Raw genomic sequence first — 21822 nt, 5'->3', positions numbered from 1 at the left:
GTAACGTTTCTACAGATTAATTCAACTCTCCAATTCGGTTGAGAGGCCAAAACCGGACAATTGCCCGACCAATGATATTATCTCTAGGGACAAATCCCCAAAAATGACTGTCATAACTGTTGTTGCGGTTATCGCCTAAAACTAGGTAAGAATTCGGTGGTACGGTGACAGGTCCGTACTGGTACTGTGGCGGAGCTTCAATATACTTTTCCTGTAAGGGGCGATCGTTAATATAGACCCGCTCTCCTCTAACTTCTACTTTATCCCCTGGCAGTCCAACAATGCGTTTAATAAAAGCGTCTTTCAGGTTAGGATTATCTTTTTTAATTGTCTCTGTAGGTGAAAATACGACAATATCGCCCCGTTCCGGCTCGACAAAATGATAGCTGACTTTGTCCACAATCAGCTTGTCATACTTTTGGAGTGTCGGAACCATTGATTCTGAAGGAATCCAGCGGGCTTCAGCCACAAAGGTACGAATACCCAAAGCCAAAATTACACTCAAGATAATCGTTCTGCCTAGTTCTCCAATCCACGATCCTTCGTTGTCTTGAGGAGAATTCTGCTCTGGCACTTGATTTTGGACTCGCGACATAGATGCTAAATCTTTTGTTTAGGGGGTAGTAGGTTAAAAAAACGTAACTTGGTGACAAATATTGCTTGTTAATCGGATCTATAGAAATTGTATTCTCTCTATTATCAGTTATCAGTGGCTAGTGACTGGAATTGCTCCTCTGCTTCTTCTGCTTCCTCTGCTTCTTCTGCTTCCTCTGCTTCCTTGTCTCCCTTGTCTCCCAACTTACGACTTACGACTTACGACTTCTATATGTCATCTACTTCTAGCTTACTCATTCGCCACGCTCGTATCCTGTTGTCCTCTGGAGAATTTCTCTTGGGAGATCTTCTGACTCGCGATCGCCAGATCGTTGAAATTGCCCCAAATATTTCCGCTCCCAGCGACGTAGCCGTGACGGAAATTGACGCAACGGGTTTAACTTTGCTACCAGGGGCGATCGATCCGCAAGTCCACTTTCGCGAACCAGGACTAGAACATAAAGAAGATTTATTCACCGCTAGCTGTGCTTGTGCTAAGGGTGGAGTGACTTCATTTCTGGAGATGCCTAACACTCGTCCGCTGACGACGACTCAACAAACGTTAGATGACAAGCTACAACGAGCTGCGCAAAAGTGTTTGGTCAATTATGGCTTTTTTATCGGAGCAACTGCTGAAAATCTCCCCGACTTGCTGACTGCCCATCCCACATCAGGGATCAAGATTTTTATGGGTTCGATGCACGGGGCATTATTGGTAGATGGAGAAGCGTATTTAGAAGCAATTTTTGCGCGGGGCAATCGCTTAATTGCCGTTCATGCCGAAGATCAAGCCCGCATTAACCAAAGACGACAGGAATTTGCTGGGATTCACGATCCGGCAATTCACTCGCAAATTCAAGATAATCAAGCCGCGCTTCTAGCGACACAATTAGCGCTCAAACTGTCGAAAAAGTACCAACGTCGCCTGCATATTCTCCATATGTCTACAGCTGAAGAAGCTGAGTTATTGCGGCAAGACAAACCGAGTTGGGTAACGGCGGAAGTTACGCCCCAGCACTTGTTACTTAATACCAGTGCTTACGAAACAATCGGGACTTGGGCGCAGATGAATCCACCCCTGCGATCGCCTCACGACAATGAAGTTCTCTGGCAAGCTTTACTCGATGGTGTCATCGATTTTATCGCCACAGACCATGCGCCGCACACCTTAGAAGAGAAAGCCCAGCAATATCCCAATACACCTTCTGGTATGCCAGGGGTAGAAACATCTTTGCCTCTAATGCTGACACAGGCAATGCAAGGGCGCTGTACCGTCGCCCAGGTATCTCATTGGATGTCTACAGCTGTAGCCAAAGCTTACAAAATACCTAATAAAGGGGCGATCGCCCCTGGTTATGATGCCGATCTCGTCCTCGTCGATTTGAATAACTACCATTCCGTCAGACGAGAAGAATTACAGACAAAATGTGGCTGGAGTCCCTTTGAAGGTTGGAATTTAACTGGTTGGGCTGTCTACACCATTGTCGGCGGTCAAATCGTCTACGATCGCGGCAAGTTAAACACTCAAGTTAGAGGGCAAGCTTTGAGTTTTGGCGAGTAATTGTTGACAGTTCTCAGTGAAGAAAGGGTGTGGGGTGTAGGGTGTGGGGTGTGGGGTGTGGTGAATTAATTGCGAAAAGGCGCGAATTGTCTTGCTCCCTCAGCTTCCTCAGCTTCCTCAGCCTCCTCAGTTCTCTTCTCCCCTGCTCCCTAACAACAACTTCAGCAAATTTACGGATATATTTTTTAAATAGCTAAATATTAATAAATTCTAAAATTCGTATCAAATAAGATAATACCGCGAACCTACGGAGGACTTAAAAATAGGAAATGTTAGGAGTTCACGACATCAGTAAATTTACGGTGGTAGCCCTATAGAACTTTATGATTTCCTAAGAATGTTATTCACCTCGATGGGTTAACAATTCTCATTGGTAGCAGACGATCGCTTTTTAAATTTACTTTTTAAAATTGAAATTATTGAAGGCGATAACTGGGTTGAAATTATACTTAACCGTACTGCAATTATGGGTTTTGGGAACTTCTTTAGTCAAGCTTTTAAGGGTTAGCAAAGTCAAACCCATGAGACTACGCCAAAAAATACTGCCAATTGTCGGAACTACTCTAGTTAGCCTGGTTACAGTTCTTTACACTACCTCGTCTACCGTTTTACTTGGTAGCTTTATCCAGTTAGAGCAACAGGAGACTCGCACTCGGGTTGAGCGAGTCCAAAAAGCTTTGGATGAAGAAATTTTTCGAGTCAATCTGATTGCTACAGATTGGGCTGAATGGGACGAAACTTACGTGTTCTTTGACAACTCGAATCAAAGCTATATTGACAATAATGTAGATAATCTTAGTCTCACTAACGTCCAGCTAAACTTAGCAGCTTTTGTCAATTCATCGGGGAAAATTGTTTACGGAAAATTTTCCGAGCCGACCTGTCAAAAATGCTTACCTGTTGGTAGCGATCTTCAACAACATTTGGCTAGCAAGGAACTGTTGCGGCGGGGAGATAATGCGATCGCCGGATTAATTCTGCTCCAACGTACCCCAATATTAATTGCTGTCAAACCGATTCGCAAAACAGATCGGAGCAAATCGAGTCATGGAGTCTTGATTCTCGGTCGCTATCTCAACCGCGATGCGATCGCTCGCATATCCGAACGCACTCATCTCGATTTTGCTCTACACGCAGTTAATGACGATCGCCTACCTGCCGATCTCCAAGCAGCAAGGACTGCTTTATTACAGCAGCAAGTTTTGGTGCGTCCTCTCAACGAACAAACTATTGCTGGATATACTCTGATTAGGGATATTTACGGGCAACCTGCTGTCATTGTGAGCGTTAAAATGCCCAGAAATATCTACCATCAAGGACAAGCTAGCATTCGCTACTTATTTTTATGCTTATTGGTCGTTAGTGTAAGCGTGAGCGCGATCGTGCTACTGCTACTCGATCGATTAGTGTTTTCAAGGCTTTCTAGCCTCAGTAGCAATGTTCGCAGTCTCGGCACGGGAGACGCAGTATCCCAAAATATAGCAGCAAATAAAGATGAGTTATCAAGCTTAGCAGATGCAATTAATCATATGCTGCAAGCTTTAGCAGATTCTCAATATCAGCAACGAGCAAGGGAAGAACGTTATTACAAATACAGCAAGATTTTAACCGAGCTAGCTAAGCGACAAACGGCAGAAAATAGCGACCTCAACGCTCGTTTACGTGAAATTACGGCAGCAGCAGCCGATACTCTAGAGGTGGAGTATGCCAGCGTGTGGGTGTACAGTCCTGGAGGCAGAAAATTACAGTGTGCGGCTCTATATCAATGCAGTACTGCTGCGTATACAACAGGGATGGAGTGGCAAGCGTCAGATTATCCTGGTTACTTTAAAGCCTTGCGTCAAGAGCGAGCATTAGCAACAGCAGATGTACGCACCGAACCCAAAACCAAAAAAATGGCAGAGCGATTTTTGGTAAAACTTGGAATTGGCGCAATGGTGAACGCACCAATTTACCTCAATGGTAGGATTGTAGGTATTGTCTGCCACGGACACAAGAAAACATCACGCCAATGGTTAATTGAAGAACAAAACTTTACAGCTTCGATCGCGAATTTAGTTGCTTTGGCATTATCAGCTTGGGAACGACAACGATCGCAAGTTGCCTTACAGTCAGCCTACGACGAAGTAGAAAATAAAATTCGCGAACGGACTGGAGAATTAGCAGAAGTCAATCAGCAACTCCGCGCCGAAATTCTCGCGTGTCACATCACTGAGAAAAAACTGATGCATCAGGCTTCGCACGATCCTTTAACTGGATTGGCTAACCGTACTTTATTCATGCAACGTTTAGATAGCGCGCTCGATCGCAGTCAACAAGAACATTTTTTATTAGCTGTTTTATTTGTTGATTTAGATCGGTTTAAATCAGTTAACGATACTCTAGGACATGCAATTGGCGATCGCTTGCTAATTGCAATTTCACATCGTCTGCAAGCTTGTCTGCGCCCAAACGACTTAGTAGCCAGGTTAGGAGGAGACGAATTTACTATCTTACTAGAAAATATTAAAAATACGAATGATGCCGTACATGTTGCCGAGCGCATTCAACGAGAATTAAATTTACCTTTTCACTTCGGCGGACATACGATCGATACTAGCGCTAGTATTGGTGTTGCCTTTAATCTTACAGGTTACGAACGACCGGAAGATTTGTTGCACAAGGCTGACCTCACTATGTATCGGGCAAAAACTACTGGTAAAGGACGTTATGAAATTTGCGATCGCAATCCGGTCGAACAGTCGGCGCGGCGATAATTTATTTCTCTACTCCCGATAACGCAACCCTGATTCCTAAAGCAATTAAAACTGCTCCCATTGCCTTTTCTAAATAATGAGTCACGGAAAACAATTTTCCTTTAAGTATGGGGTGAGACATGACGATCGCCACTGATGTATACCAAGTAAAAGTCATTATTCCCATTTGCAAGCCGTACCAAATTTGAACGGGTATAGGTGTAAGCGGGTTGATAACTTGAGTAAATAAACTTAAAAAAAATAATGTCACTTTAGGATTGAGAATATTGTTAACAAAACCCATTCTAACGGCTGCCAGCTTACTAAGATCTTGACTAGTTTGCGAGCGTCTAGACTGCTGTTCTAGTTGCCGTTGTGGTTTCGCTATTAATGATTTATAACCAAGGTAAATTAAATAAGCCGCACCTATATACTTAATTAAAGCAAATAAAACAATCGATCGCGAGATAATAAAACCAATCCCAATTAAAGAATAACTAGCATGAACCAAAATTCCCAAAGTTAAACCGAGAGCAGAATAAATTCCCGTTTGTCGCGAATAAACTAAACTATTACGACAAATCACCACAAAATCTGCTCCAGGTGCAATAATCACTAGAAATTGTAAAATAGCTACAGCAATTAATTCAGGTAATAAAGGCATAATCTAATTGAAAGTTTCCCATGCAGGTAAGTTCAGCAAGGCGATCGCGATCGCCTTGATGCATCAGTCGAATCAGGAGATAATCTAACGGCTTGTAATCTAACTTTTCTGCCCATTCAATTGCCACAATTCCAGGGGCAAACTCTATTCCTTCCCAATAAATTTCTGGTTGTAATTCTGTAATTTCTGTTGGTTCTAAACGATATAAATCGAAATGATATAAAGGTATCCGACCTTCTAAATACTCGCTAATTAACGTAAAAGTAGGACTCTGGATTGGCTCGGTAATACCTAAACCCGCACCAATCCCCTGTACCAAAGTCGTTTTCCCACTACCTAGATCGCCTTCTAACAAAATCGTACTACCAGCAGGCAAACAGCGCCCTAAATTAACACCAAGCGATCGCGTTGCTGCTGCATTTGTTAACGAAAGTACGATTGTCTCTCTCATGATTTGAATGAGTAGTTATCAGTTATCAGTTATCAGTTACTACTGGTTAGTCATAACTTCTGTCTCCTGACTCCTGACTTTTGACTTTTGACTTTTAACTTTTGACTTTTAACCTCATCCTCTCATCTTACTCGCCCGACTGTACCAGCGAAATAGGACTCCTGCCAAGCGTTGCGGGTTGTGACGTACTAAACCTTGTTCGTCTTCATCCATCACGTTAGCAAGGATAATTCGTCGCTTTAATTGTGCTACTTCTTCGCGATCGAGAAAGACAGGATGAGAATTTTCTTGAGCGTAGCGAATTAAGCTAGTTTCTGAAGGAGATTGCTTTTGTACGAGTACAGCACTAAATAAATGTCGCCCGCAAGCGCGATCGATCGCGCGAATGTGATCTGCAACAGAATAACCTTGAGTTTCACCAGGTTGAGTCATGATATTGCAGACGTAGATACAGGGAATTGGAGGATTACCCTTTTGACACCGTTTGGCGATCGCGGCGGCGATTTCTGGGACTAACAAATTAGGAATGATACTAGTGTAAAGACTGCCAGGACCAATAACAATAAAGTCTGCTTCCTCGATCGCTTGCAAGGCTTTGGGTAGTGCTGGGGGATTGGTAGGAGTGCAACCGAGTCTGATAATACTACCCTTAGCATGAGTGATATTAGACTCCCCTTCTATCCGGCGACCGTCCGCTAATTCTGCCCACAAACGCATATCGCTGAGAGTTGCTGGCAACACTTGACCTCTGACAGCAAGAACGTTGGAACTTGCCGCGATCGCCTGTTCCAAATCTCCAGTAATATCGCTCATAGCGGTCAAAAATAAATTGCCAAAACTGTGTCCGACTAATCCATCTCCAGCTTTGAAGCGATACTGAAATAGTTCTGTCAATAATTTTTCTTCTGATGCTAGCGCTGCTAGGCAACTACGAATATCCCCTGGGGGTAAAACACCGATTTCGCGACGTAACCTTCCAGAGGAACCGCCATCGTCCGCTACGGTGACAACAGCAGTAATGTTAGCACTGTAAGTTTTCAATCCCCTTAATAGCGTTGATAGTCCCGTACCACCACCCACAACCACAATTTTTGGTCCTCGGTTTAAGCGGCGATAGTTCAACAGTAAATCGATCAGTTCTTCATCGCCATCCGTACGGAATACCTCAGTAATTGAACCTACGGTTCGAGATTGTCCCCAGAGAATTAACAAAAAGCCCAATAACAAAACTAAAGGACCGCTAATATAGCTAGGTAAAATAGTTGTAACCTTATTTAGGAACCCTTCAACTAATTGAATTGCATAAAAAATTGGTGTTAGTTTAATCCAGATTGCCAAACCTAAACCAACAAAACACACTCCACTAGCACTAATTAATAACCAGCGCTTGATTGATAAACCAGGAGATAACCACTTAAACCATTGGTTGACACGATAGGGAGTGACAGCGCGGGAGTCCTGCCGAAAATACTTGAGAATTCGTTTAGGAGTATTAAAAGGCATAACTGGATACGTGGCAGGTGGACATAACGCAGGTGAATCTGATGCAGGTGGATATGACAATGTATATCAGACGATCGACCAACTAGAAACTAAGTCACTTTAGAGAACTTGCAAAAGAGAACTTGCGGAACAATGATAGCAATCTAGACATGGGAACGAGGTAAAAGGGTTCAGTGGGATCGAAACAACAAATTGAACAACGGCTGGAAAAACGCTTAGAAAAACGGATTCTGGGATTAGATCCCGGGCTAGCAATTTTAGGCTTCGGTGCTATTTGTACGCCAGTAGGAGATCCGATCGCAACAGCAACTTCATTAAAGTCTGCCCCAATTCCGACCCAAGCGATCGCCACTTCGGTCAAGTTGCTAGACTTTGGCATAATTCAAACTACTGCTAAAAACGAGATCGGCAGCCGACTTTGTACGATTTATGAAGATTTACATACCATACTTCAAGAATGGCAACCGGACTTAGTGGCAATTGAAAAGCTGTTCTTTTACCGCATGGCTAGTACTATTTCCGTAGCTCAAGCACGGGGAGTTTTAATGCTTGTCCTAGCCCAGCACAACATCCCCTACATCGAGTTTACTCCTGCCCAAATTAAGCAAGCGCTGACAGGGTGGGGGAATGCCGATAAACGCGATGTCCAACTCGCAGTAGCCCGCGAATTAAATCTAGACTACATCCCTCAGCCAGACGACGCTGCCGATGCTTTAGCAGTAGCCTTAACTGCATGGTTTCAAGTCTAGGGAGCAGGGAAAGACAAGGGAGACAAGGGAGACAAGGGGGACAAGGGGGACAAGTCGCGCCTGAGCGCCTGAGCAATTCAAAATTTCCTGACTCCTGTACGGGCGGGTTCACCTAGAATCTCTGTTTAGTACGGAGTTTTTTAGTAAACCCGCCCCTACGACTTCTGACTCCTTACAAATGACAAATGACGCATGACAAATGACAAATAACAAACTGTCTACTGTCAGAAAAACAAAAGTTGTTGCTCGGTAAGATATTCCTATACACGCTCTTGTCTTATGGTTTCACTCGCTCGTAAAAACCTGCTGGAAGATATTCCTCGCTTTTTGGTAGCGCAAGCAGGAATTATGTTCGCCGTGAGCCTGGTAACTATTCAAACAGGGATCTTCAATGGATTTACGCGATCGGCAGCACAGCTAATTTACAATGCTAATGCGGATATTTGGGTAACGTCTGATACATTAGTCCAGCCAGAACTCAGCTTACCGCTACCAGCAACAACATTAGACCAAGCTCAGGAGGTAGCAGGAGTAGCACGCGCTGAAGCACTGATCTTTAAGAGTGCTGTTTGGCGACATTCCAGTAGCGATATCAATTTGGTACGGGTGATTGGTTTCGATCCGCAAGGAGAATTATTTAACCCCAACAATTTGATTCAGGGTAGTAGGCAAGCTTTGCAACAACCTTACACCGCGATCGCCGACACTAGCACGTTGCGATCGCTCAATGTTAGCAAAGTTGGCGATATAGCAGAACTCGGTTCTCTACCAGTGCGTTTGGTAGGCTTAACTCAAGGCAATCGCTCGATTACTTCTAATCCTTTTGTTTTCACGTCTTTAGAGAATGCCAATGCTTATGCAACTGGTGGTCAGAATGCTAGGTTGTCCTGTAAGTTGCAGACTGGTTCGGAAGACATTCAGTGTACGAGTATACCGACAAATCAGAAACAAAGTCCTCAAGCTAAACCACGTCAGCTAGCAGCTTCAGACACGATTTCTTTTATTTTAATTCGCGCTCAATCTGGGCAAGACCTACAACAGCTCAAGCAGAGATTAGAAACAGCTATTCCCAATACCACTGCATATACTCAAGCTGAGTTGATTAAGAAGACGCAGCAGTTTTGGCAGCGTCGAACGGGCGTTGGTTTTATTTTGGGGTTGGGTGCAACTGTAGGCATTATCGTAGGGGGCATTATTGTGGGTCAGATTCTCTATTCTTCTGTATCCGACCATTTGCGGGAGTTTGGCACGCTTAAAGCAATGGGAGCATCAGATTGGACTATCTATGGCGTAATTATCGAACAATCACTTTGGATGGCAGTCTTAGGCTATATCCCAGGTATGGTTCTTTGCTTTGGAGTTGGTGCATGGACTTTTGCGACGCAAGGTATAACGATCTTGATTACCCCTGCTACAGCGATCGCCGTGTTTGGCATTACAGTCGCAATTTGTGTCGGTTCAGCAATCTTTGCCATTCAAAAAGTAACGCGGGTCGATCCAGCAATCGTCTTTAAGGCATAATTTCCTTCTTCCCAGGGAGAGAAAAAAACTATTTACAATATCTATATACAACTTCATAAATGCTTCATTTATTCCGAAAGCTACATAGGGAGAAATAAATAAGGTAAGTAGAATACATTCATGCATTACAAAGTTTAATATTTTTCCTGGCTACTCCAAATTTTCGTGAAGTTAAAACCATATCGATTAAATATTTGCAATAATGACAGCCTCTTTAATCAATTTCGCCACTGCAATTAAGCCTTCAGTCAAGCACCGCAAAAGATCGGCGGAATCGAACTGTGGAGCAAATATCCCAGAATCGTCAGCCATTGTCGCCAAAGGTATAGAAATGGCATTTCAGTCAGGACAACAGCAGTATCCCGTGCTGAAGGGAATTGACCTTGAAATTCGTTCTGGTGATATTCAATTACTGATGGGACCATCCGGTTCGGGTAAGACAACCTTACTCTCAATTTTGGCAGGATTGCTCACGCCAACAGAAGGATGCGTTTACTTACTGGGCAAAGAGATTACCAGAATGTCTCGGGAAAAGCTGGCGAAATTTAGATTACATAATATTGGTTTTATCTTCCAAGGTTTTAACTTATTTCCGGCGCTAACGGCAGCAGAAAATGTCGAGTTAGTGCTGAATTACAAGGGGATTAATGGTGCGATCGCCCAAAAACAAGCACGAACTTTGCTAGAACAAGTAGGATTAGGGGCGCAGGCGAATCAAAAACCCAGCGATCTATCCGGCGGACAAAAACAGCGAGTGGCGATTGCCCGTGCTTTGGCTGGTAGTCCCAAGTTGATTATGGCAGACGAACCCACGGCAGCTTTAGATTCTCAAAGCGGTCATAACGTAATTCAGTTACTCCGCAATTTGGCGAAAGAGCAAGGTTGCACTGTTTTGATGGTAACGCACGACCCCAGAATTATTGACGTTGCCGATCGCGTCAGTTATTTAGAAGACGGGATGTTGACGCAGAAGTAGGAATCGTAGGGTGCGTTATTGTAACGCACCCTACCAAGAAATATCGATCTGGGTAGGGGCGCACAGCTGTGCGCCCCTACAGCGTTATACCGACGTTCTCGTTAATTTTTTCACAATTTGACGCAATACTTCTTCCACCGATCGCGGTTGCCATCCTAACTCTTTTCTCGCCTTGGTAGCGTCAACCCGCACGCAGCGATCGTACACGTAGTGAACTCGTTCGCGGCTGAGGGGAGGTTGCCATTTCAACACTCTGCCAATTGGATCGAGAATATTACCGACAAGCTTTACAAGAGATTTGGGTGCTTCCTTGGGAACGGGAATTCCTGACTCTTGGGAGATAATTTGAAACATTTCCTTCGTGGGCAAATCTCCGGCAGAGATAATGAAATGTTCGCCAGTTTTAGCTTTTTGGGCAGCTAAAAGCATTGCTTGTACCAAGTCATCGACGTGGACGATACCCGTAATGCGATCGCCCCCCGCCCATACTTTTAGTCCGCCTTTGAGAAATTGTTTCAGTACGGGTCCGAAATGGGGATCGTCAGAGCCAAAAATACCCGAAGGCATAACGCTAACTACAGGTAAACCTTGGGCAGCAAATTGGTCAGCTAACTTTTGTGCTTTGTATTTAGTCACGTCATAAGCAGAGGAAAAGTCAGTTTGAGTGCGATTAAAAGTTTCATCAATAACTTTTCCCTGAGTATCACCGTAAATTCCTACAGTGCTACAGTAAACGACTTTCCCTACTTTCAATTCTTGGGCAACATCTAAGACAGCATGGGTTCCTTCTACGTTTACCCGTTCCATCTTAGCTGCATCGACTATGCCCAATTCCACATAAGCCGCCGTGTGAAACACCACGTCCACACCAGCCATAGCAGCGCGCAGAGCATGGCGATCGCTAATATCGCCGTAAACTAACTCTATGGGGCAGTCAGCCAGACGGGAGAGATCGCTAGACTTACGTACCAAACCAACAACAGTATCTCCTCGTTGGGTTAAAGCACGGACTAAATGAGAACCTGTAAAACCGTTAGCGCCAGTAACTAGTGCTTTCATGAAGGGTGTGGGTAATTGGTAGTTGGTAGTTGGTAGTTAGTAGTTGACGGTTAATGGTTGTTGGTAGTTGGTTGTTATTCTCCCTTGTCCCCCTTGTCCCCCTTGTCCCCCTTGTCCTTCTTCCTACGAGTAGCTAAAACACTCACAAAGCTTTCTCATAAATCCGGTAGGTTTTGTGAATTTTACCGCCAGCAGCCTCTACGAGCTTGCGAGAAGCAGAGTTATCTTCGTAAATATGTCCTAATTCCGCTCGTTTGTAAGGTTTGCCTTTTTTGATTCCGCCTTGCATTCCCAAATAAATGAGAGCCAAAGAAACCATTTTGCGGCGATATTCAGGGAGGGAGCAAATGTAAATTACTCTCCCTTGGTCAATTTGGCGGCGATACCACAAGAATTTTAACGTGCCGAGCCAATCGAGTTTGCCACCTAGATGCTTGAGAGCGATATTGTAGTCAGGTAATCCCATCCACATCCCCACCATTTCACCGTTGTATTCAGCGATGGGAAAAACATCAGGGTCGATCAGAGATTGAAACGATCGCGCTTTATCTAAAAACTCTGCTGGGGTTTGCGGTGAATAACTGTAGTTGTCGGTAAACATGCGCACGAGGAGATCGTAAACTTTCAGCGCATCTGCCTCAAATTCCTCACCCTTGGTTCTAATGGGACGAAAAGTTATACCAGCTTTACAAGCAATACGATAAGCCTTTTCAAATTCCGCTGGTAAAGGTTTGTCTAGGGGAAAGTTATACGTGTAAGCATCCTTACCTTTGTACCAACCATCCCGTTCGATAAACTCTGGGTAATAAGGTGGATTATAAGGCATCAAAATCATTGGCGGGGAGTCAAAGCCATCGACTAAAAATAAACAGCCGTTGTGAGTTGAAAAATCGATTGGTCCCCTAACTACAGTCATGCCTTGTTCTCGCAGCCAGTCACAAGCAACCTGGAGGAGGGCTTGAGCCACATCAAAATCGGAGATAGATTCAAAAAAACCGAAGACTCCGACATTTTGACCTTCTTTCTCTATCAACCGTTGATTCACAGCAGCAACAATTCTGCCGATTGGTTCTCCTGACTGAGATAGAGCGATAAATTGCTGTGCCTTACCATACTCAAAGAAAGTATTGCTAGGCGAGAATTGCTTGGCTTCACTGCTGCGGATGGGGGGAACCCAGTAGGGATCGTTCGCATAAACCCTAGCAGGAACATCGAGAAAAAGTTCTTGTTCTACTGGAGTCGTAACAGGTTTGATTTGAAACTTTGTAATCGTTTGCATGATTTACACAGCAGTGTCAAAAAAATTGTGCGATCGCTCTTGTTTGTAATTGGATGAAATACACGCTCCGTAGGGGCGCACAGCCGTGCGCCCCTACAAATGTTATGGACGCAAGCGAAAATTATGTTTAAAAAAACGATTAAGACCAAAATACAGCAATGCATCCTGGTCTTAAAAAATTATCTAAGTTTTTAATAATTGAATTTGGAATTTAGCCCGTTTCGCTAGGCGCTGATCATGGGTTTGTAGATCGTGTCGCGAATTGCTACCATTCCTTCTACTAACCGATCCATATCCTCTTCGGTGTGCAAGGCATTAACGGTGATTCGCAAGCGTGGCTTAGCAATATACCAAATTGCCGATGCCCAGATGCCATGTTCTTGCATTAATTGACGGGCAAAGTATTTCGGATTGCACTCAGTGGGTAACACGACGGGAACGACGTTGGTTTCGCCCAAAGCTTCAAAATCATGCTTAGCCAAACGCGATCGCAGATATTTGGTTTTTGCTTGCAGTTGTTGTACCAGTTCGGGATTTTGTCGCACTTGGCGAATGCTCTCCAAAGCAGCAGCAGCAGTAGGTGCAGGTAAAGAAACCGTGCCGATGGAGGTGGGAGAGAAATTCATCAACGGGATCAATTCAGCCACGGGACTGCTAATTGCTGCCCCAGCCGAAGCCGCAAACTTAGAAAATGTGGTCATAATCAACGGCACGATCCCCCGCGCGATCGCATTTTGAGGAGTCAACCCAAAATACTCGTAAATCCCCCTTCCCGTGGCTCCAATCGCGCCGCTAGCGTGTGCCTCATCCATGACCAGCACGCTACCTTCATAGTTTTGCAACACATCAAGCATATCTGGTAGAGGGGCGATGTCACCATCCATCGAGAAGACAGCATCGGAAACCACCATAATTCTGTCGTCGGGACGAGCATAGCGATATAGTTTCCGCTCCAAGTCTTCAGTATCGCAGTGGCGATAGGCTTTGACGCGGACGCGGGGGCTGTGGCTGAAGACTTTCCCAGAGCGAGTCCCAGCATTGACAACAGCCGAGACAATACAGCCGTGGTTGAGTACGTCAGTCAGGATCAGAGTCTCTCTCGTATTTTGAAATCCTGGTACGGGGATGGCGAGGTGACAGAAAGCATCCATCAAGGCTTGCATTGCCATCCAAGCATTCAAAAATAGCTGGGTGTGGGGCAGATGCTTAAAAGCAGAAATCTCTGCTTCGAGTTGACGGTGTAAGTCAATGCGACCGTTTAAAACGGAAGTTCCACTATTAGAAGTACCGTATTGCAAAATCGCATCAATTGCCGCTTGCTGCACGGCTTCATTCTGCACTAGCCCTAATACATCATTGGTGCAGAATGTCAAGACATTTTGCCGCTTGCCCGTTGCTCCTTCTTCGATTTCAACTAAATTACCCTGACGGCGATGACAAATGAACTCGTCGGGGGCTAGCCCGCTGTCATATAAGCGCTGAACGTACTCTTTGACTACTTGCACGAATTTACTCCCCTCACCTGAAATTCCCAGATAGCTTTGTGCGTCTGGCTCAACATTATTAATATTTTCCCTGGTTAGGTAATTTTTAGACTATCCAGGCTCTTATTTCCTGCCGGAGGGCAGCTTAATTGAGTCTATGAATAAGACATTTTGCCAGCACTATACCATTCATAGCGATCGAGCTAGCGATCTTTGACTGTATTGACGAGATAATTGCTTCATGCGATTGATAATAAATTAGCTTGACTATACCCGACTAGAAGAGATCGCTTCCGATTAAGACAGCGATTCCCCCTGCTGGTTCCCTGAAAGTTGGGAAGACAGGGTTTTGCGGCGATATTGCTCGTATTGCCGCATCATGACCTTTTGCAGGGCAATAATTGCCGGATTAATCTCTACATAGCGACGTTGGGGGTTGTTTGAATAAGTGAGTTGCTCGCTCTCCATCATTTCGATATCCTGATCGAGAAACTTGGAAAATAGAAAGCGCCAGATACAAGCAGAAATCAGGGGTTTGAACGGCTGCACCAACCACTTAGGTAAATTCAGCCGCAGAAACATCAAGGCAAACGATTTAGTTTCCGTCGCTCCCACAGGCGATCGCATCAGGTATAAAGAGGAAACTCCCTCTAGAGAACTGTGGTAGTGGGGATATTGGTAATGGAGTGAGACAGTACGAGTTGTCACCTCATCACCGCGATCGCTCAAACCCAGAATTTTCGTCATGACTCCCTTATAAGACACTCGATAATCGGCATGAACCGATGATTCTGTCGTCTTCAAGCTAGTTAGCACGGGGTTAAACCAACCTTGGAGATTTTTGTGTAAAAACCCGTGAAACACATCCATCGTGTTTTCGTTGCAGATGGTGAAATGTGCCTGAAAATGACCTGGAATTGGAACCATCAGACAATCTGGATCGTCGAATTCCGGTATTTCTGGTAAGGAAATGCTAGTTGCCAAACTCGCATCGCCAGGAAAAATCCAGATCAGATTGTATTTTTCGCGGACGGGGTAGCTACGAACTTGAGCGCATGGTAGTTTTTGTGTCTCAGGGAGGTATGGGATTTTGACGCATTGACCTGCACCGTTAAATTCCCAACCGTGATAGGGACACAATAAATGTTTCCCTTGAATTTGCCCTTTATGTAGAGCCACACCCTTATGCGCGCACGCATCATCTAAAGCATGAAGCTGTCCGTCCGTGTTGCGGAAAACAGCAATTGCTTGTTTCCAGATCGTTACGGGCATAATATGACCAGGTTGCAGTTTATTTGCCCACCCAACCGGATACCAGTAATCTGGATTAATCCCGATCTCGCGGATAGCATTCTGAACTGTCTGACTTGTTAAGGTCGTAGCCAGTTCCATGAATCGTTCCTCTCTTGCCTGATTCTGACGATATTTAGCTTTCTAGTGTCCCTTAATTCGGCTAAATTGTCAGCACAATTCCTGACAGCACACCAACTGTCCACTCATACTAGGGAGCAGGGAGCGCTTCGGTGCAGAAGGGCAGAGGGGCAGAGGGGCAGAGGGGCAACAACTGTCAACTATCAACCAACAACGAATGACGAATGACAAATGACAAATGACAAATGACCAACTATCAGTGACGAATTCCCCAACATGCGCAAACTATCACTATCGCCAACAATAGCTTTTGCCGCGATCGCCCGTAATCCTCAGTTGATGGTGCTGATGGCGGCTGGCTCCCTAACTACGATGACTGGAGCGGTGTTTAACCCTGCCTTAGGGGAGATCAAACATCAACTTCAGCTGGCTCCAGAGATTGGCGGTTATTTAGCAGCCGCTCATGTTTGGGCGCTGGGTCTTTTTAGTCTTCCCCTGGGAATTCTCTCCGATCGCGTAGGAAGAGTAAAGGTACTCATAGTTTCCCTGCTTTGCTATGCCGTTTTTGGTGCTGCTGGAGTCACGGTAGACAATTTTATCCCCCTAATCGCATTACGAGGATGTTTGGGAATCGCTACAGCAGGCATTACATCCGCTAGCTTAGGTCTGCTCACGAGTATGTATGAGGGTGAGGAACGAGCCAAAGCATTAGGTTACGCCACGGGGACGCTGACGCTAGCGGGGATCGTCTTTCCATTGTTGGGGGGTGGAGTAGGCTATTTCTTCCACTGGCGATACATTTTCTGTCTATACGCGATCGGGCTGCCATTAGCAGTATTGACAGCCAAGATTTTGCCACAGCCACCCGAACGTACTTCAGTCAAAACAGAGCAACGACCTAAGCATAAACTGTGGCAAGTTTTAGGGCGCTACCAAACAATTTGGTTATTGCTAACTCTGAGCTTGACATCAATCGTGATGTACTCGGTTGTCTTCTATACCCCGCAGTATTTCAAAGATACAATTAATGCCAATACGCTGACTAATAGCCTCGTCTTAGCTTCTCGCGCTCTGGGTGCAGCCATTATCTCTGCTTTTGGAGCCAGAAGGCTATCTCAATCGTTGGGTTTGTATAAAGCCACGGCTATCGGCTTCATCTTGATGGCGCTGACGCTCAGCACGATCCCATTTTTACGAGAGATCGGTTTAATTATGTTAGCTGCGGTCGGTTTTGGTGCTGGGTTTGGTCTGATCCTACCCAACCTTTATGATGCTCTAGCGGGTCTTGCGCCTTCCCAGTTGCGATCGAGCGTGCTATCAGCGGGGGCTGGAGCAGGCTTCATCGGTCAATCTTTCTGTCCGATTGTGTTAGGCTTTGTCGTCAAAAATCACGGTATAGAAGCTGCTTTTTACACGGCTGCGAGTGCTTCGATTATCATCGGGATGCTGTTGCTCGTATTCGGGAGCAGGAAGTCGGGAGTCGGGAGTCGGGGGGAAGAGAGCTGAGGAAGCGCAAGGTTACTGAGGTAGCTGAGGTAGCTGAGGAGAAATTACTAGTCGCTGGTCACTGGTCACTGGTCACTAGTCACTGTCTCTATCTTCTGGCAATTTCACCTCTTGCTCTATTTTTAGACCAGCCAAAAAATTGCGGTCTTCGCTGATGTGGGGAAACTTGAGTTGAGAATCGGGAATGCCCTTTTCTATCTGTCGTTGGCGGAGGATGGCAAAGCTACCAGGAGCTAAAATTCGCAGTCGGGGTGGCGGAATCGGATCTTTGCGGCTAATTTCATAGTGGGTGTTTGCTGCTTGTAATTTGCGATCGCACTCATTTAAAAAAGCTTGCGGATCTTCCAGCTTATAACCATTAGCTAACTCAATATTGAGCAGGTAGCGAGCGGGAAAATCATTTTCAGATAAAGTCATGCAAAAATCTTCTAGTAATAAGCTAAATTCCTGCTGTACGGCTTGCATCACCTGAGTCGCATGGGCTTCCGTCGTCTTTTCTGTCGTAGAAGAAATCAAACCACCTTGACGATGACGAAATACAATTAGCGGTGCTTGCTCGTAAAATCCGACTACCTCGATGACATCGCCAATATCGTAGCGATAAAATCCGTTATAGCTCGTAGTCAGAATGCGATACTGTTCTCCCGATCTGACTTCGGTAGCGAGTAGCGTTTTCGGTTGTTCTTCTTGCCACTGGTCTTGAGGGATAAATTCAAAAAAACCGCTTTCCAGGGCTAAAATGCTGCTGTCGTCGTCGAGTTTGTGATAAATACTAAACATCCCTTCGGCAGAAGAAAATACTGCGCCGAAAATGGGTGTATTGCTGAAATAGGTGGAGAATCGCTCGAAATAAAAGTCGGACGTACCTCCACGGGCGCAGGCGACAAAAGACAAATTTGACCAGGCGAGATGAGGGATGAGCTTACCTTCCGACTGGAGAATTTCCCGTAATTGATTGGCTCGAACTGGATTGGCTGATAAGTGCTGCTCTAATGTCAGTCGTAGTTCCGGTTCTACTTCTAACCAATTGGCAATGGTTCCTGTTTCGATATCGTGGATTAGGTCTTCACCAAATTTTTCCAAATAGTTGCAGGTACGGAGGATGAGCATCGGAAAGTTAGCTAACATCCCCCGCATTAAAGGATCTTGTAAGGCAAATAATAAGGCGAGATAATGACGGGCAGAGCTATCTGCGACTTGGAGAGTCTCGTAAGGCTGGGCAAAAAATTGCTCGTACAGCCACTTATCCATGCTGAGGACACCAGCACTAGCGGGACCGTAGGGAATACCAGCACTAGTACGTCCCCATTGTTGAGTAGAATTTGTCAGGAGAATTTTGCCAAACTGTTGCCCTCTAGAACGTAGGGCGGCGGTTAGAAAACCCATACTGGTTAGGGTAGCTTGACGAGTGATATTTTGCGATCGCCTCGTCGTCGGAATCATTTTCTTTTTCCCCGTCGAACCACTCGTCAGCGTCAAGTACACCACCGGATCGGCTGTTAGAATATTTTGCTTGCCGTTGGCAATGCGCTCCAGATAAGGTTCGTAGCTGGAATAAGGTAAAATTGGCACTCGTTCGCGAAAGCGATCGACTGTTTTAATCTCACCGAGCTGATATTTCCTACCAAATTCTGTATCGCGATGAGCTTGTAACAACCGCAACAAAAACCGTTCTTGTACTTCTGCCGTCCGGCGAGTTTTTTTGATAAAGTTTGCCTTTGTCAAATCTGTAACAGCATTTAAAGCAGACAGAACGAGATTGACCATTCAGCTTTCTCAACTCATCAAATACTGATTCAAGCAGATTAATTGTGTTTAGAATATGACAATTTGGTGTCGAAGTAACTGGAATCGGTAATTGGTAATTGGTAGTTGGTAATTAGTAGACCGATAACTGGTCACTGGTTACTGGTCAGGAGTCACTGACAACTGTACTTCCCGTGCCACTTGCAAACCAGCTAGGAAATTGCGATCTTCGCTGATGTGGGGAAATTTTAGTTGAGAATCTGGTACTCCTTTCTCTAATTGCCTTTGCCGCACGATCGCAAAGCTGCCAGGGGCAAGAATTCGCAGTCTTGGCGGGGGAATTTGATCGTTGTCGATCCGCTTGACGGCGTAGGAAGTGTGAATTGCACTCAGCTGACGGTCAAAGCGATCGAGAAATTGCTGCGGATTTTCTAATATTTTTCCAGGCGCAAGCTCGATATTCACCAAATAATATGCGGGAATGACATCATCCGATAAGGTAATACAAAAATCTTCTAGAGGTAAGTCAAATTCTTGTTGTAATACCTGCATGACTTGAGTGACATGAAATTCAGTAGTTTTTTCTGAGGTTGAAGATAGCAAGCCACCGCGCCGATGGCGGAATACAATCAGTGGTGCTTGTTCGTAAAATCCGACGACTTCCATAACATCGCCAATGTCGTAGCGATAGAAGCCGCTGTAGTTACTCATCAAAATTCGGTAGTAGTTTCCAGGTTTGACTTCGCTAGGTAGTAGTGTTTTTGGTTGTTCTACATCCCATTGATCTTGAGGAATAAACTCGAAAAATGCACTTTCGATCGCTAAAATACTGGCATCAGAATTTAGCTCTGGGTAAATGCCAAACGCGCCTTCTGACGAACAACAAACCGCGCCAAAACCTGGTGTCTTGCTAAAGTAAGTCGGAAAGCGCTCGAAGTAAAAATCTGAAGTTCCGCCTCTGGCTGCAACTGTGAAGGCAAGATTCGACCATACTGCTTCGGGGGTGAGTCTACCTTCTGCTCGCAAGATTTCTTGTAGTTGCTTGGCACGGTTGGGGTTAGCGACTATTTGCCGTTCTAGTTTTAAGCGCAATTCTGGTTCTAGTTGCAACCAAGGTGCAAGCATTCCTTTGTCAATGTCGCGAATAAAGTCTTCTGCATATTGTTCTAAGTAGCCGCAGGTGCGGAGGATCAGCATGGGAAAGTTGGCGGCTATTCCTCTCGTATCTGGCTGTTGTAGCGCAAATAGCAGACAAAGATAATGGCGCGTCAGGCTATCGGCTGCTTGCAGTGTCTCAAAGGGATGAGCAAATATTTGCTCGCAGAGAAATTTTCCCATCCGCAGGACTCCAACGCTAGCGGGACCGTAGGGAATTCCACCACTGGTACGTCCCATCAGTTGAGTTGAGTTAGTGGCGATCGCTTTGCCAAATTTAGAACCCCGTTGTCTTAATGCCGAGCTGAGAAAGCCAATACTAGTTAAGTTGGGACGGCGCAAGGAGTTTTGAAAGCGTTTGGTGACTGGGATGAGCTTGTGCGCTCCTGTAGAACCACTTGACAGGTTAAAAAAAACAACGGGATCGGGGGTGAGAATGTTCTGTTCCCCTTGGGCAATGCGATCGCAGTAGGATAAATAGCTATTGTAGGATGACACGGGAATACGCTGGCGGAATTGCTCAGCAGTTCTAATGTCTTTAAATTCATACTTTTGCCCTAGCTCTGTCGCCTGATAAGCTCGTAGTAAATCTCGCAGAAATCGCTCTTGTACTGCTTCAACTTGGCACGTTTTTTTAACAAAGTTATCCTTTGTATGCTCGGCAACAGTTTGCAACAGTGGCAGCAATAAATTCGTCATGGCTCCTCACACCTTTTGTCTGCGTTATTATAAATAATAGTTGGCTTATCTAATTATTTCGAGTGCGCTTTGTGGTGCAACCGCATACATTTTTGTATATCTTAAGAATCGTCAAATATCAACACATACTTAAAATTAGCTTAAAAAAGTATTTTTTTCTTTATTTTGATAGGTAAGTTATAGAAAGTACGTTTGAAATTTTCTATGCGTTTAACGACTAGCAATTTTGCTGAAAGCAGAGCTGATAATACAACGTTCTCAATTGCACGGATAGAGCTATCATCGGTATCGCCAGATTTATTTTTTGAAAAATATCAGAAAAGCGGGATTCCAGTTATTATTACTAGATTAAAAGTAGATAACTGGAATATAGATTATCTCTGCGAACAGTTGGATCGGCAAGAATTTCTCTTTCGCTGTTACGGACGGGAAAGATATCAACAAGATAAACGTACTTGGCAAAATATTGGCAGTGGTGTTCCGCTCAAAACAATGTCATTCACAGACTATGCAAAGTTGTTGCACAGTCATGAGGCTCACGAAAAGGATATCTATCTAGCTAAATGTTCGCTGAAAAATACAAAGTTGGCAGACCACAATTCTTTAAGTAGTATTAGCAAACAACTAGGTTTAACAAAACCTATAGGTAATATCAATCCTTGGGTAGCACCCGGAGAGCATTTAGAGTGCCTACACTACGATACGCTGGATGGTATTTTGATCTAGATGCATGGGACAAAAAAAGTATTATTATTTCCATCCAGCCAGA

The 21822-nt window shown here is 44.8% G+C and carries 19 protein-coding genes; 9 read left to right on the top strand and 10 right to left on the bottom strand.

What is annotated here, in order from left to right; all coding sequences use genetic code 11:
* Positions 1-16: 16 nt before the first annotated feature.
* On the bottom strand, positions 17-595 hold the full coding sequence (gene lepB, locus H6G17_RS01925) for a signal peptidase I (RefSeq protein WP_192153679.1): 579 nt from the start codon (positions 593-595) through the stop codon (positions 17-19).
* Between the two features lie 231 nt (positions 596-826).
* Between lepB and H6G17_RS01920 the strand changes: the two genes are divergently transcribed.
* The 3 genes from H6G17_RS01920 (at position 827) to H6G17_RS01915 (ending at position 4911) form a co-directional block, all read left to right on the top strand.
* A complete protein-coding gene (locus tag H6G17_RS01920; protein ID WP_192153678.1) occupies positions 827-2155 on the top strand; it encodes a dihydroorotase in 1329 nt (442 codons plus the stop codon).
* A 370-nt stretch (positions 2156-2525) separates the two neighbouring features.
* The gene (locus H6G17_RS33105; RefSeq protein WP_206757140.1) at positions 2526-2663 is read left to right on the top strand and encodes a hypothetical protein; all 138 of its coding nucleotides are present in this window, start codon (positions 2526-2528) and stop codon (positions 2661-2663) included.
* Between the two features lie 13 nt (positions 2664-2676).
* The gene (locus tag H6G17_RS01915; RefSeq protein ID WP_192153677.1) at positions 2677-4911 is read left to right on the top strand and encodes a diguanylate cyclase; all 2235 of its coding nucleotides are present in this window, start codon (positions 2677-2679) and stop codon (positions 4909-4911) included.
* Position 4912: 1 nt separating this feature from the next.
* Here H6G17_RS01915 and H6G17_RS01910 read toward each other — a convergent pair whose 3' ends face one another.
* The 3 genes from H6G17_RS01910 to H6G17_RS01900 all read right to left on the bottom strand — a co-directional run bounded on the left by H6G17_RS01910 (position 4913) and on the right by H6G17_RS01900 (position 7508).
* Positions 4913-5554: a LysE family transporter gene (locus tag H6G17_RS01910; protein WP_192153676.1), complete on the bottom strand. Its 642-nt coding sequence runs from the start codon at positions 5552-5554 to the stop codon at positions 4913-4915.
* Positions 5538-6005 (bottom strand): tRNA (adenosine(37)-N6)-threonylcarbamoyltransferase complex ATPase subunit type 1 TsaE, encoded by a 468-nt coding sequence (gene tsaE, locus H6G17_RS01905; protein ID WP_192153675.1) that lies wholly within the window; start codon positions 6003-6005, stop codon positions 5538-5540. The genes H6G17_RS01910 and tsaE overlap by 17 nt, the downstream gene beginning before the upstream one ends.
* A 114-nt stretch (positions 6006-6119) precedes the next feature.
* A complete protein-coding gene (locus tag H6G17_RS01900) occupies positions 6120-7508 on the bottom strand; it encodes a gluconeogenesis factor YvcK family protein (RefSeq protein ID WP_192153674.1) in 1389 nt (462 codons plus the stop codon).
* A gap of 203 nt (positions 7509-7711) precedes the next feature.
* On the opposite strand from H6G17_RS01900, the gene ruvC reads away from it, so the two are divergent.
* The 4 genes from ruvC (at position 7712) to H6G17_RS01885 (ending at position 10754) form a co-directional block, all read left to right on the top strand.
* Positions 7712-8257, top strand: a complete 546-nt coding sequence (gene ruvC, locus H6G17_RS01895; RefSeq protein ID WP_192153880.1) for a crossover junction endodeoxyribonuclease RuvC — start codon at positions 7712-7714, stop codon at positions 8255-8257.
* Complete coding sequence (locus H6G17_RS33845) at positions 8242-8373, top strand: hypothetical protein (protein WP_277875911.1); 132 nt, start codon at positions 8242-8244, stop codon at positions 8371-8373. Before ruvC ends, H6G17_RS33845 begins: the two co-directional genes overlap by 16 nt.
* A gap of 163 nt (positions 8374-8536) precedes the next feature.
* Positions 8537-9778, top strand: coding sequence for an FtsX-like permease family protein (locus H6G17_RS01890; protein ID WP_192153673.1), 1242 nt, complete (start codon positions 8537-8539; stop codon positions 9776-9778).
* A gap of 202 nt (positions 9779-9980) precedes the next feature.
* Positions 9981-10754: an ABC transporter ATP-binding protein gene (locus tag H6G17_RS01885; protein WP_192153672.1), complete on the top strand. Its 774-nt coding sequence runs from the start codon at positions 9981-9983 to the stop codon at positions 10752-10754.
* Positions 10755-10838: 84 nt separating this feature from the next.
* On the opposite strand, the gene H6G17_RS01880 is transcribed toward H6G17_RS01885, so the two are convergent.
* From H6G17_RS01880 to H6G17_RS01865, 4 genes are all read right to left on the bottom strand, one after another.
* On the bottom strand, positions 10839-11813 hold the full coding sequence (locus H6G17_RS01880; RefSeq protein WP_192153671.1) for an NAD-dependent epimerase/dehydratase family protein: 975 nt from the start codon (positions 11811-11813) through the stop codon (positions 10839-10841).
* A gap of 142 nt (positions 11814-11955) precedes the next feature.
* Positions 11956-13092 carry a hypothetical protein gene (locus H6G17_RS01875; RefSeq protein ID WP_192153670.1) on the bottom strand — a complete coding sequence of 379 codons (1137 nt, stop codon included), beginning with the start codon at positions 13090-13092 and terminating at the stop codon, positions 11956-11958.
* Positions 13093-13316: 224 nt separating this feature from the next.
* Complete coding sequence (locus H6G17_RS01870; RefSeq protein WP_192153669.1) at positions 13317-14597, bottom strand: aminotransferase class I/II-fold pyridoxal phosphate-dependent enzyme; 1281 nt, start codon at positions 14595-14597, stop codon at positions 13317-13319.
* A gap of 276 nt (positions 14598-14873) precedes the next feature.
* Positions 14874-15968: an aromatic ring-hydroxylating dioxygenase subunit alpha gene (locus H6G17_RS01865; protein ID WP_192153668.1), complete on the bottom strand. Its 1095-nt coding sequence runs from the start codon at positions 15966-15968 to the stop codon at positions 14874-14876.
* 255 nt (positions 15969-16223) lie between these two features.
* Between H6G17_RS01865 and H6G17_RS01860 the strand changes: the two genes are divergently transcribed.
* Entirely contained in the window at positions 16224-17453 is a 1230-nt protein-coding gene (locus H6G17_RS01860) for an MFS transporter (RefSeq protein WP_192153667.1), read from the top strand.
* Positions 17454-17528: 75 nt separating this feature from the next.
* Here the strand turns inward: H6G17_RS01860 and H6G17_RS01855 are convergent, their stop codons facing one another.
* Both H6G17_RS01855 and H6G17_RS01850 read right to left on the bottom strand, forming a co-directional pair.
* Positions 17529-19220, bottom strand: coding sequence for a GH3 auxin-responsive promoter family protein (locus H6G17_RS01855; RefSeq protein WP_192153666.1), 1692 nt, complete (start codon positions 19218-19220; stop codon positions 17529-17531).
* Between the two features lie 138 nt (positions 19221-19358).
* Complete coding sequence (locus H6G17_RS01850; protein ID WP_192153665.1) at positions 19359-21053, bottom strand: GH3 auxin-responsive promoter family protein; 1695 nt, start codon at positions 21051-21053, stop codon at positions 19359-19361.
* Positions 21054-21257: 204 nt separating this feature from the next.
* Here H6G17_RS01850 and H6G17_RS32325 point away from each other — a divergent pair, with 204 nt between their 5' ends.
* Positions 21258-21779, top strand: coding sequence for a hypothetical protein (locus H6G17_RS32325; RefSeq protein ID WP_199316341.1), 522 nt, complete (start codon positions 21258-21260; stop codon positions 21777-21779).
* Positions 21780-21822 lie beyond the last annotated feature (43 nt).

Source organism: Chroococcidiopsis sp. [FACHB-1243], from assembly GCF_014696895.1.
GTDB lineage: Bacteria > Cyanobacteriota > Cyanobacteriia > Cyanobacteriales > Chroococcidiopsidaceae > Chroococcidiopsis.
This window is presented reverse-complemented; position numbering and strand designations above follow the sequence as displayed.

Excerpts from the sequence above, each read along its gene's own strand:
- lepB (WP_192153679.1), bottom strand. The coding sequence starts at position 595 with ATGTCGCGAGTCCAAAATCAAGTGCCAGAGCAGAATTCTCCTCAAGAC.
- H6G17_RS01920 (WP_192153678.1), top strand. The coding sequence starts at position 827 with ATGTCATCTACTTCTAGCTTACTCATTCGCCACGCTCGTATCCTGTTG.
- H6G17_RS01915 (WP_192153677.1), top strand. The coding sequence starts at position 2,677 with ATGAGACTACGCCAAAAAATACTGCCAATTGTCGGAACTACTCTAGTT.
- H6G17_RS01910 (WP_192153676.1), bottom strand. The coding sequence starts at position 5,554 with ATGCCTTTATTACCTGAATTAATTGCTGTAGCTATTTTACAATTTCTA.
- tsaE (WP_192153675.1), bottom strand. The coding sequence starts at position 6,005 with ATGAGAGAGACAATCGTACTTTCGTTAACAAATGCAGCAGCAACGCGA.
- H6G17_RS01900 (WP_192153674.1), bottom strand. The coding sequence starts at position 7,508 with ATGCCTTTTAATACTCCTAAACGAATTCTCAAGTATTTTCGGCAGGAC.
- H6G17_RS33845 (WP_277875911.1), top strand. The coding sequence starts at position 8,242 with ATGGTTTCAAGTCTAGGGAGCAGGGAAAGACAAGGGAGACAAGGGAGA.
- H6G17_RS01890 (WP_192153673.1), top strand. The coding sequence starts at position 8,537 with ATGGTTTCACTCGCTCGTAAAAACCTGCTGGAAGATATTCCTCGCTTT.
- H6G17_RS01885 (WP_192153672.1), top strand. The coding sequence starts at position 9,981 with ATGACAGCCTCTTTAATCAATTTCGCCACTGCAATTAAGCCTTCAGTC.
- H6G17_RS01880 (WP_192153671.1), bottom strand. The coding sequence starts at position 11,813 with ATGAAAGCACTAGTTACTGGCGCTAACGGTTTTACAGGTTCTCATTTA.
- H6G17_RS01875 (WP_192153670.1), bottom strand. The coding sequence starts at position 13,092 with ATGCAAACGATTACAAAGTTTCAAATCAAACCTGTTACGACTCCAGTA.
- H6G17_RS01865 (WP_192153668.1), bottom strand. The coding sequence starts at position 15,968 with ATGGAACTGGCTACGACCTTAACAAGTCAGACAGTTCAGAATGCTATC.
- H6G17_RS01860 (WP_192153667.1), top strand. The coding sequence starts at position 16,224 with ATGCGCAAACTATCACTATCGCCAACAATAGCTTTTGCCGCGATCGCC.
- H6G17_RS01855 (WP_192153666.1), bottom strand. The coding sequence starts at position 19,220 with ATGGTCAATCTCGTTCTGTCTGCTTTAAATGCTGTTACAGATTTGACA.
- H6G17_RS01850 (WP_192153665.1), bottom strand. The coding sequence starts at position 21,053 with ATGACGAATTTATTGCTGCCACTGTTGCAAACTGTTGCCGAGCATACA.
- H6G17_RS32325 (WP_199316341.1), top strand. The coding sequence starts at position 21,258 with ATGCGTTTAACGACTAGCAATTTTGCTGAAAGCAGAGCTGATAATACA.